Annotated in this window: 10 protein-coding genes, 1 tRNA gene and 1 pseudogene; 7 read left to right on the plus strand and 5 right to left on the minus strand. The window is 43.9% G+C overall.

The window, feature by feature from the left end:
• Positions 1 to 297: 297 nt before the first annotated feature.
• Entirely contained in the window at positions 298 to 1,245 is a 948-nt protein-coding gene (locus B0681_RS09425; protein ID WP_078318482.1) for a D-2-hydroxyacid dehydrogenase, read from the plus strand.
• Between the two features lie 52 nt (positions 1,246 to 1,297).
• On the opposite strand, the gene B0681_RS09430 is transcribed toward B0681_RS09425, so the two are convergent.
• Positions 1,298 to 1,373: transfer RNA gene (locus B0681_RS09430), tRNA-Phe, on the minus strand.
• Between the two features lie 232 nt (positions 1,374 to 1,605).
• Between B0681_RS09430 and B0681_RS09435 the strand changes: the two genes are divergently transcribed.
• Complete coding sequence (locus B0681_RS09435; RefSeq protein WP_078318491.1) at positions 1,606 to 2,565, plus strand: polyprenyl synthetase family protein; 960 nt, start codon at positions 1,606 to 1,608, stop codon at positions 2,563 to 2,565.
• A gap of 61 nt (positions 2,566 to 2,626) precedes the next feature.
• Here B0681_RS09435 and mutY read toward each other — a convergent pair whose 3' ends face one another.
• The gene (gene mutY / locus B0681_RS09440) at positions 2,627 to 3,829 is read right to left on the minus strand and encodes an A/G-specific adenine glycosylase (RefSeq protein ID WP_078318483.1); all 1,203 of its coding nucleotides are present in this window, start codon (positions 3,827 to 3,829) and stop codon (positions 2,627 to 2,629) included.
• Positions 3,830 to 3,932: 103 nt separating this feature from the next.
• On the opposite strand from mutY, the gene B0681_RS09445 reads away from it, so the two are divergent.
• The 3 genes from B0681_RS09445 to B0681_RS09455 all read left to right on the plus strand — a co-directional run bounded on the left by B0681_RS09445 (position 3,933) and on the right by B0681_RS09455 (position 5,838).
• Complete coding sequence (locus B0681_RS09445; RefSeq protein ID WP_228143899.1) at positions 3,933 to 4,997, plus strand: DNA/RNA non-specific endonuclease; 1,065 nt, start codon at positions 3,933 to 3,935, stop codon at positions 4,995 to 4,997.
• A gap of 11 nt (positions 4,998 to 5,008) precedes the next feature.
• The gene (locus B0681_RS09450) at positions 5,009 to 5,254 is read left to right on the plus strand and encodes a hypothetical protein (protein ID WP_078318484.1); all 246 of its coding nucleotides are present in this window, start codon (positions 5,009 to 5,011) and stop codon (positions 5,252 to 5,254) included.
• A gap of 218 nt (positions 5,255 to 5,472) precedes the next feature.
• Positions 5,473 to 5,838: a DUF2147 domain-containing protein gene (locus B0681_RS09455; protein ID WP_078318485.1), complete on the plus strand. Its 366-nt coding sequence runs from the start codon at positions 5,473 to 5,475 to the stop codon at positions 5,836 to 5,838.
• Positions 5,839 to 5,941: 103 nt separating this feature from the next.
• Here B0681_RS09455 and B0681_RS09460 read toward each other — a convergent pair.
• The 3 genes and pseudogenes from B0681_RS09460 to B0681_RS09470 all read right to left on the minus strand — a co-directional run.
• Positions 5,942 to 6,211: pseudogene (locus B0681_RS09460) on the minus strand (transposase); the annotation flags it as partial.
• 98 nt (positions 6,212 to 6,309) lie between these two features.
• A complete protein-coding gene (locus B0681_RS09465; RefSeq protein ID WP_078318487.1) occupies positions 6,310 to 6,738 on the minus strand; it encodes a hypothetical protein in 429 nt (142 codons plus the stop codon).
• 68 nt (positions 6,739 to 6,806) lie between these two features.
• Positions 6,807 to 7,847: an IS1595 family transposase gene (locus B0681_RS09470; RefSeq protein WP_078318488.1), complete on the minus strand. Its 1,041-nt coding sequence runs from the start codon at positions 7,845 to 7,847 to the stop codon at positions 6,807 to 6,809.
• Positions 7,848 to 7,965: 118 nt separating this feature from the next.
• Between B0681_RS09470 and B0681_RS09475 the strand changes: the two genes are divergently transcribed.
• Both B0681_RS09475 and B0681_RS09480 read left to right on the plus strand, forming a co-directional pair.
• A complete protein-coding gene (locus B0681_RS09475; RefSeq protein ID WP_078318489.1) occupies positions 7,966 to 8,196 on the plus strand; it encodes a DUF6471 domain-containing protein in 231 nt (76 codons plus the stop codon).
• A 9-nt stretch (positions 8,197 to 8,205) separates the two neighbouring features.
• Positions 8,206 to 10,191, plus strand: coding sequence for an Eco57I restriction-modification methylase domain-containing protein (locus B0681_RS09480; protein WP_078318490.1), 1,986 nt, complete (start codon positions 8,206 to 8,208; stop codon positions 10,189 to 10,191).
• The last annotated feature ends 73 nt before the right edge of the window (positions 10,192 to 10,264 follow it).

Consider the following 10,264-nt stretch of genomic DNA (forward strand, 5'->3'; position numbering starts at 1 on the left):
CTAATCTAGTACAGCCCCTAAATTTCAATAAACTTGATCGCCATGCAAAATTCCAAATAGCCATGGATGATAAAGATGTTAAAAAATGGCAGTATATCACCGAATACGGCAGTGATTTGTAATAATTGCCAATGGCTTATTCACCCTTTGTCATAAATTATAAAGCGATCAACTTAGCCGCCCAGCTTAGCCGCCTGCGCATTTGCTTATCATCACAATAAAGAAATGTCAGCGATCAGGCCGCTCATCTGCTATAATCCACTTGATAGTAAATAAATTATCTTAACAGGATGGATTATGAAAGCAGTATTTTTGGATGCGGCGACTTTTTCACGCCAAGCAAACCTGCCTGCACCAGATGGCGTCAGTGATTATCAAGTCTTTGATCACACCGCCAATGACGCCAATCTCATCATCGAGCGCTGCACTGATGCTGATATCATCATCACCAACAAAGTCATCTTAGATCGACGAATCATCGAAGCTCTGCCTAAGCTTAAGCTGATTCAGCTGACCGCCACAGGGATGAATAATATCGATCAAGCAGCCTGTCAAGATGCCGGCGTACAGCTGTTTAATGTGGCGGGTTATTCTGTCAATACTGTGCCTGAACACACTTTGATGATGATGCTAAGCGTGATGCGCGCTGCCAAACATTATCATCAGGTCGCCACCGATGGCACTTGGCAGGCCGATGGGCGGTTTTGTCTGCTCGATGAGCCGCTGTTTGATTTGGCAGGTCAAACCTTGGGCATCATCGGGGCGGGTGCGATCGGGCGACGCGTCGGTGAGTTGACAAAAGCCTTTGGCATGAGCGTGCTTTATGCAGAGCGTCGCGGTCAAGCGCCACGCGATGATAGCTATACAGCATTTGAAACAGTGCTGGCTGATAGTCACATCATCAGTCTGCATTGCCCATTGACCGAAGACACCGAACGACTAATCAATGATCAGACCATCGCCCTAATGCACAATAAGCCATTGATCATCAATGTCGCTCGCGGCGGTGTCGTCGATGGCGGCAGCATCGTTCGCGCCTTAGACTCTGGACAGATCTTTGGCTATGCCTCTGATGTCTTTGATGATGAGCCTTTTGCCGCAGATGATCCTTTATTGAGCATCATGAATCACCCAAGAGTACTGTACACGCCGCATAATGCTTGGGGTAGCCTAAAAGCGCAGCACAAGCTGTGGCAAATCTTATCTGCTCAAGTTAGCCAATTCATCGGCGAACATCAGACCTAAGATGCATCAACCAAAAAAGCCTTCTCGATATCTCGAAAAGGCTTTTTTAATATGGTGGCGAGAGGCAGGATCGAACTGCCGACACACGGATTTTCAATCCGTTGCTCTACCAACTGAGCTATCACGCCAAAGTGGGCGTATTAAACCATAAACAACTTCATCAAGTCAAGCATTTTTCGTAAAAATCATTAAAAATTCATAAAATCGAGCAGATTGGCGGTTTGATAGAACAGATTGTTGCTGTCAATGCTTTGTTAGTGAATTGATCAGTCAAGATACTAATCACAAAAAATTTTCAAAAAAAGGTTTTTTGGTCAGCAGATTGGTGTATGATATGGATTTAATTTTTTGATGATGCTCATGAATACCTCGTCCATTTTTAGCGCCGATCACTTACTGACACAGTCTGTCTTGTCTATCGACGACTTATCGCAGTTGCAGCAGTGGCAGCAGGACGCTTTGCCCAAGATCTTTGATATCGTGCTGACGGCAGCGACCCTGCCCGAGCCATTGAATGCTGCATGTCGTTATGCGATGTATAATGGTGGTAAACGCGTGCGTCCATTATTGGTGTTGGCAAGTTTTTTGACGATCTGTTCCTCTGCATCAAATGGTGTTGAGCAGATGGCGATGGTTTATCGTGCGATGGCGGCAGTGGAGCTGATTCATGGCTATTCTTTGGTGCATGATGATCTGCCTTGTATGGATGATGATGCGCTTCGCCGCGGACAGCCGACTTGCCATGTGGTCTATGGTGAGGCGGTCGCGCTGTTGGCTGGTGATGCGCTGCTGTCGATTGCTTTTGAGTCTTTGGGCGCTACTTATCAAGCGAACGCTGCAGCAGCTGATGTCAGTCTGCACTTAAGCCAAACTCTGGCACCGCGCGCTCGGCGAATGGTCTCAGGACAGATGCTGGATATACAAGCAGAAGGACAGAGCATCGATCAAGCATCGCTTGAGGCGATTCACCGCGATAAGACAGGCGCGCTGATTGAGGCGGCGGTGCTGATGGGCGGCATCTGTGCTGGCGCTGACCGTGATCAGCTGCATCGCCTTAGCATCTATGCTCAGCAGGTGGGATTGGCTTTTCAAGTTCAAGATGATGTGCTGGATGTCATCGCCGATACTGCCACACTCGGCAAGCCTGCTGGCAGTGACGAAAAGCTTGAAAAATCAACTTATGTCAAACTGTTAGGCATCGAATCAGCCCAACAATACGCCGCCAGTTTATTTGATGATGCGCGCGCACAAGTGGCGGATTTTGGTGATAACAACCTATTAATCCAACTCATCGACTGGCTACAGCGGCGCCAATTTTAGCCCGATGGCTGACCGACCACCAAGCCTAAAGCCATCCATTTCACAGATGTACTTGATTCCGCTAAGCAGGCAGTGATTTGGCGTCGGTCACAAGCTTTGTCATTGCGACAGGCTTGGCCAGATCTGCCCCTGTATGCCATTGATATTCCACACCTATCGCATCGAGCATCTGATTGATATTCTGGGCACTGGCCTCATCCACCACCCAAGTCAGCAGATACAGATGCCAATGAAAATGCGTGAGCGTATGGCGTAGGCTGGCTGTTGGTGTGGTCATCAGCGGCAGCAGCTCGGTGAATCCTGCCATCATGAGATCCTCACCGTCATCGGTTTGCCAAGCTGTCATCACAGCCTCTTTGAATGCTTGTGCATCAAGGCCACTTTTGGCATCACTTGCCAGCGGTAGCAGCGGCAAGCACCACAGCCCATCCCAAATACCGCCACCATTTTGGCGATGAATCCACAGATCCCGTCCTTGATGATGCACTCTGATCACACCACTGTGGCGATGCGGCTTGGGTGCAGCTTTTTTCTTAATAGGCAATAGGTGCTGGCTGCCATTTTTATAAGCAATACAGTCTTTTGACACAGGGCAGCGCTCGCATTTGGGCTTGGTGCGCGTGCAAATGGTTGCGCCCAGATCCATCATTGCTTGGGCGTATTTGCCGCTGTGATCGCGCGGCGTCAATGCAGTGGCAAGCGTCCACAGCTTGGCATCGGTGGCGCTCTTGGTAATATCATCAGTGATGCCGCGATGGCGTGCCAGTACGCGCTTAACATTACCATCACAGATCACCCCAAAGCCGCGCACGCCCATAGCCACGATCGCGCCTGCTGTCGAGCGCCCGACACCTTTGATGGCTTGCCATTCATCCACGGTCTGAGGAAATCGATGGTTTTGATGGATAAATGCCACCACTTGTTTGGCGCCTGCATGAAGATTTCGGGCGCGTGCATAGTAGCCAAGCCCCGCCCAATAAGGCGCGATCTCTTGCCAATCGGCCGATGCCAGCGCCTCCACCGTCCCAAAACGCTGCAAAAATCGTTCATAATAGCCCAGCACCGTTGCCACCTGTGTCTGCTGGAGCATGATCTCAGACAGCCAGACGGCATAGATGTCGGCGCTGCTATGCTGATGGTATTGCCATGGCAAATCATGCCTGCCCTCGCGCTCAAACCATTCAAGCACCCGAGCGCCAAAGCTCGTCAAATCATCTAAGGCTGGATAAGCTGCCATCAGCTCATCGCTTTTGGTTGTTGTCATATCAAAAAGCTGTTAAAATAAAACTTTGCATTATAAAAAGCTTTAGCACCAATTACAATCACCGACAGCCAATTTAATGACCCATCCTGCCTACCCTGGCCACATGACAGATTCAGCCACCCTAATGCCGCCCAAAAACCACTCAAAGCTCTTTGCCATCGCTGCTTGTTTGATATTTTTGGCATCGCCTGTACACGCCACCACCTCACCCCAAGTGCTTGAGGAGATCGGCAGCACAGTCAGCACCACAATCAAACAGACCCTGATCAAAAGCACCGAGCGCGACCAATTATATCAAACTAGCGCAGATGAAGCCCAACAAGGCATTTCCTTCAGTGTGCAGAGCTTTGATGATGAGTTTGTTGACTGCCGCGACCAATTTGCCGAACAGACAGCACCAACCTTGGTGGGTCGTCAAGGCGAACGCTTAAGCGCCATGGTGCGCGCGTTGTGCTTTGAGGGTTTTGCCACGTTGCATTCGGGCATTGCTCGTACACCGCTGTGGTCTGCCTCGCATCTGACCAAGGCACGCGTGCGTGATGCCAGAACGCTGGTGCGCTCGGACAGCTTTCGCCCTGAGCTGCGCCTACCGGCGGGCGAACGCGCCGAACTTGCCGATTATCGCCGCTCAGGTTTTGACCGCGGCCACATCGCACCCAATGGCGATATGCCAAATCCAGATGCTCAGTATGCAAGCTTTAGCCTTGCCAACATCGCTCCCCAAAATGGCGAACACAACCGCAATGTCTGGCGCCATATCGAGATCGCCACTCGCACCCTAGCCATGCAGCACGATGAGGTGTTCGTGGTGACGGGCGTGGCATTTTTGGGGAACACGAGCGAACGCATCGGTGGTCGCGTGCTGGTGCCGAGTCATTTTTTTAAGGCGGTGTATATCCCAAGCCTATCGGCCGCTGGCGTTTATTTTTCTGCAAATGACAGTACGGGCAGTTATCAGATCATCAGCTTGGATGAGCTGGCCGAGCGCACAGGCATCAATGCCATGCCTGCCCTATCCAAGGATATCCGCCAAATCGCCCATACGCTGCCACAGCCCATGAACGAAGCCCAAGCCGAGCGCGTGCTACTGGACAGCCAAAGCAAAAGCTGGCTACAATTTGCTGTCAGTGCTGTACGCTATGTGGTGGAATTTTTAAATCGTGCCTAATGGAACTTATGATGATTGACCCCTTCAAAAACGACAACCAAGTACTGAACATCGGCGGACTGTGTATCGAAAATAGCCTAGATTCGATACAGATCTACGGCGAGCTGATTATTCGCCCAGATCAAGACGGACTCACCCAAGCCAAAGCCCTGCATGAATTTGCTCAAGCACTGATTTTGGCGTTGGAGCAGCCCATCACCGCCCAAGATCACAGCGCCTCGCCATCGCCTGAGCGCATTGACAATCCTTTTGCATGATTATCAAGCCAAAACTGGCGACTCCCAAGCCGTATCAGCTTTGGCAGCGCACTGATAATCAGCAGCAAAAACTCACAAAAAGTTACCAAAAAGTATTTACAAATCGTCCAAAGCTTGGTTATAATGCCAGTAAGCTTTCAAATTTAATATTTGTATAGTCAATATCAGCCATCACTTTCATGACTGTCTCAGTCACGGGCAAGAAAAAGGAGTTTATTATGAAACTTAGCAGCAAAATCATCGCATTGGGCGCAGGTTTGTTGGTATCAGCAAGCGCAATGGCAGCCGACCCTATCGTTGGTAAATGGAAAATGAGCGAAAAAGGTGAAGAAAAAGCCATCATCACCATCAGCCAGTCGGGCAATAACTATGTTGGCGTGATGACCAAGGGTTTGACCGATAAAGCCAAAAAACGCGAAGGTGCGACTGTTTTGACTGACATCAGCAGCCAAGGCGGCGGCAAATATAAAGGCAAAGGCGCGCACCCAACGCTGCCAATCAAAGGCAATGTAAACATCACGGTGAATGGCAATAACATCACCATCAAGAGCATCGCTGGCACCCAAACAGGCGTGCGTCAATAAGCTTAAATTCATATTAAGCAAGCTGCATCAAGCATGATGCAAAAAAATACACCGTATATTTGAACCGACCCCCAATTCTTAGACACCAGTTTAAGATTAACGGTTAAGGTTTAATAAAGGACTGAGTTCTGTATTGTACAGGACTCAGTCCTTTTAATTTTACTTTTATTCTATCATGATTGTAGTAGTGAATGTATTCATCAATCACTTGTCTAAGCTCATCGGTTGATGTAAATCTTCTATTGTTTTTGCCATGAAAGAAGATTTCTTCTTTTAATGTTGCAAAGAAGCTTTCTATCACGGCATTATCCAAGCAATTACCTTTTCTTGACATACTTTGGATAATGCCATTGTCTTTTAAGCTTTGTTGGTAATTGCGCCATTATGTAGCACCTGCACAAAACTAACCACAATAAAAGCAGCTCTTTGGCTACTTTTTCTTTGATTTCTTATTGCTTTTAATGGGTTTAACTACTCTCGAGGGGTATTTGTCACCCATTGATAGCGTGTTTCGCCTTTTCTTATTCCTGTTTGGATAACCAAGCCTTGTTGAACCAGTGGTCTTAGTACATTATAAATAGCTTTGCTCTGTCTTTTATCAGGCTCTGGGCTTGTGTTTTCGTCACTGTCTAGCACCAGTGCTTGTTTTGCGATTTCATGCGTTAATAATGGCTTATCTGCTTGTTTTAGCACCTGCACTACTAGGGTTTTGATACTATTTTTAAAAGCGGATGTTCTTAATTTGGGCAGTTGGTCTATTTCGCCCATGATTTTAGCAGCTTGGGTGAGAATGTGAATTTGCTGCTCAATCTCTTGGATTTGTTTGTGTAGCGCCTGTTTGTGCTTGATAAGTTTATCAATTCTATTGGCAATACCGCTGTTGATATGAGATTCTGCCATATTACCCCCTTATTGTTTTGGCTTGTTTTGGCTTTTTAATTGGATTGGATTGAATTTGCTGGTGTTTGTTAAGCCGCTAGGGTTTCTACACGCTTTTTATTGCCTTGCCAATAACCACGCCAATCATCGGAAGGTAAACTGGTTAGGCATTTGGACACCACGTCATTGAAGATGACGCCATTGCTCAGACGGCGAGTATCTTCACGATAAGCGATTTCATTGGCATATTCATATAGGTAGGCGTTGTTCATTTTGTGAACTTGCCCGTAGTACATGCGCTTAAAGCGACTAAAATAGCTTTCCGCCAGATTATTGGTCACACCAGCATCAGAGCGATATTCCTTTTGGTGGTTGACGCGCTTTAGGTCGTGAAAATAAATTAGGTTGTCATAAGCTGGGCTTTCATCGGTATGGATGGTACTGCCTTTGGTGATATGCTTGTTGGCAAGCTGATTAACAACTTTGCTGTTTTCAGATTTGGCGATAAAGGCAATGGTGCTTCTTGCACCAATTTGTTTGGTGTTTTGTTCATCATCTTGCTTGGCAAAACTATCCCGCATAACCAAAATCGCACGTTTTAACGGGTTTTCGTGTTGTTTTAAGCGTCTGTCAACACGCTCACTCTTTTTGTTCTTAGGTTTTTGGCTAGAATGGACATAAGTAGCGTCCATGTGTACAATACCGCTCAGCTGCATCGTTTCTCGCTGTTTATGTACCTTTAATGCTTCTTTGATTTTATGCAGCAGTACAAAAGCAGTTTTGTATTGTACATTTAAGTCACGAGCAATTTGTAAAGCAGAAATACCCTTGGCTGCATTCACATACAAGCTACAGGCAAACAAAATATCACGAAGTGGTAGTTTGTGATGTGCAAATAACGTACCCGCTGTCACTGAAAAGCGGTAATTGCAGTGCTTACACTGCCATTGATGACGTGTTTTAATGAAATAGGCTTGATGCTTCTCACCACAACGAGGGCATACCACCGCTCCACCAGCGCCCCAACGCAATTTCTTCATTGTCATCACTGCCTCATATTCACTCATGCGAGCAATAGCAATCGGTGATAGATTGCGTGCTTCAGCAGAGAGGAGGAAGTGTTGTGGCATAATATAATCCTTTTATATATCGTATATGATGATTATATACTAAGAACCAAACTTTGACAAGTATAAAAATATCGTTTATAATGAAAAAAATTGTTAAATGATTTTCTGGTATGTATCCATGAATAAAGAAACACAAGCCTTGTGGCGAAATAAAGCCAAAGGTATTTTAAAATCTGAGATTGCACTGCGAAATCTTAGTTATGCCGATGTCGTTGAAAAACTCAAAGAAATTGGTATTGAAGAAACGCCTCAAAACTTAAGCAACAAAATCACTCGTGGCGCTTTTGGGGCTGATTTTATGTTGCAGGTATTAACTGTGATTGGGTGCAAAAGTCTAAATCTGAATTAATGGTTATTTATGAGTACAAATGAAGTTGTAACGGAAGATGGTATCTTGCCAGAAATCCACCTGCATTCTGAATATATGAACTGGTTTAAAAGTTGCGGAGTTAGGTTTAAAGCCTGGGGTAGCGCAGGCCCTGATTTTATTTTAACTGAACTAAATCTAATAGGAGAGGTCAAAAATAAAGATACAAATTCAAATTTAAAGAAGGCGGTGAAAGAAATTTATGAAAGAAAAACCGATATTGGCAAGATTGATAACTATGAGGCCTTCTTTATAGTTGCAGGTGAGACAATACGATACTACAATCAAACGAAAGAAAAACACTGGCAGGATGTGAAACTGGATAAGTGTATTGTATTCAAAGAAAAAGATAGGGATCAGTTTTTAGACTTTATCAAACAAAAAGGCCATAAAATAAAAATAGACTCTCATTTGGAGTACGCTTTAGATTTTATTCTAAATGATAAATTTAAACTAAATGTCACGGACGCTTTTCAAATTTTATTCAATCTTGATAAAGAAATAATTACCACTAATAGATATCTGTTTATCAACCAAGCAACCGAGAATGAGATCGAAATTCATTTGGTAATGGACAAGGTTAATAGAGAAGAACTTTTAAATTTCATCAATAAATTTACAATTGATGATGTAAATAAAGTAAAAGAATACATAAAACACAACTACTCCAGCCACATGCCGGATGATAAAAAAGCCAATTTGGGTAAATACTACACCCCAAAAGAAATAGTGGAACTATTAAGAGAGAGCATACAGGAGCGAATTACTTTTGATACCACTGTGATGGATCTGTCCTGCGGTTGTGGGGCTTTTCTTGAATTATTTGATGATTGTAAAATCATAGGGGCGGATGTAGACAAAACTGCCATTGAAATACTTGACTTGTTTAAATTCTCCAATATACTTCATGACAATACATTATTAAATGTAAGTCGTGATAAATATGGGCTAGACAAGGACGACAGAGTTATTATCATTGGGAATCCTCCTTATAACGATTCAACTAGTATTAATAAGCGATATAGCACAAAGCAAAAAGCGGAACGACTGATTCAAGATGAAGATATCAAATGTAGGGATGTGGGACGTTCTTTTTTGGAGGCATATGCCAAACTTGAACCAGAATACATTTGTGTTCTGCACCCACTATCCTATCTTATCAAGAAAAACAATCTAAGAGATATGAAAAAACTAAGGGCTAACTACCGCCTAGCAAAAGCAATTATTTTCTCTAGCCATTACTTCAAAGATTTAACGGGGGGCACTCCTTTCCCCATAATTATGGCTACTTATGAAAAGAATGCCGAAGGGATGAATTATGAGTTTATAAAAAACTTTATGTTTGACATATATGGCAGCGACTTAAAATTTTCACTTAGTGGTGTAGAACAAGCGGGGAATGATTATATACACCAAACTGTCACAAGTTTAGACAAAGGTTTTTCGGATATAGATGTATATCACTACAATTTTCGCGATTTAAACTCGATAAATAAAGCCAATTTTCAAAGTAAAGAATATAGAGAAAAGCATAAAAACTCGATGTTGGTTGTTAATTTCGACAATCTATGGAAGTACTGTTATATAAACTGTATAAAAAAATTTTTATTACCAATGCTTGCTGAGGAGCACAACTACATTTTGGGTAATTTAAATCCAATATTGGATAGGCGATTGATTGAGAGTGATTTAGAATATTGGAGTGATTTATTTATTATGGGTGCTATACTTAAAAATACGCACAGACTCGATGTTTTTAATATAGACAACATAAATCGTAACTTTATGTCTAAAAAGTTTGTTCTGAATCGATTTAAACACAAAGTAAAAAATGAAGAAAGCTGCGGCGGGAAACCGAATATATACAGAATGTTCCTAAATTATCTTGACACAAGAGATTCCAACATTGAGAATGAGATATATCAGGTTATAAGAGATTATTTCAAGCAGTTAGTAAACCAGTGTTTTTTTAAATAGGTGTATCAGCACCTATTTTTTCTTTTATATTTGTGCAGGTGCTACATAATGGCGGGTAATTGTTCATTTGATA

It is taken from the genome of Moraxella porci DSM 25326, assembly GCF_002014855.1.
In the GTDB taxonomy this organism is placed as follows: Bacteria; Pseudomonadota; Gammaproteobacteria; order Pseudomonadales; family Moraxellaceae; genus Moraxella; species Moraxella porci.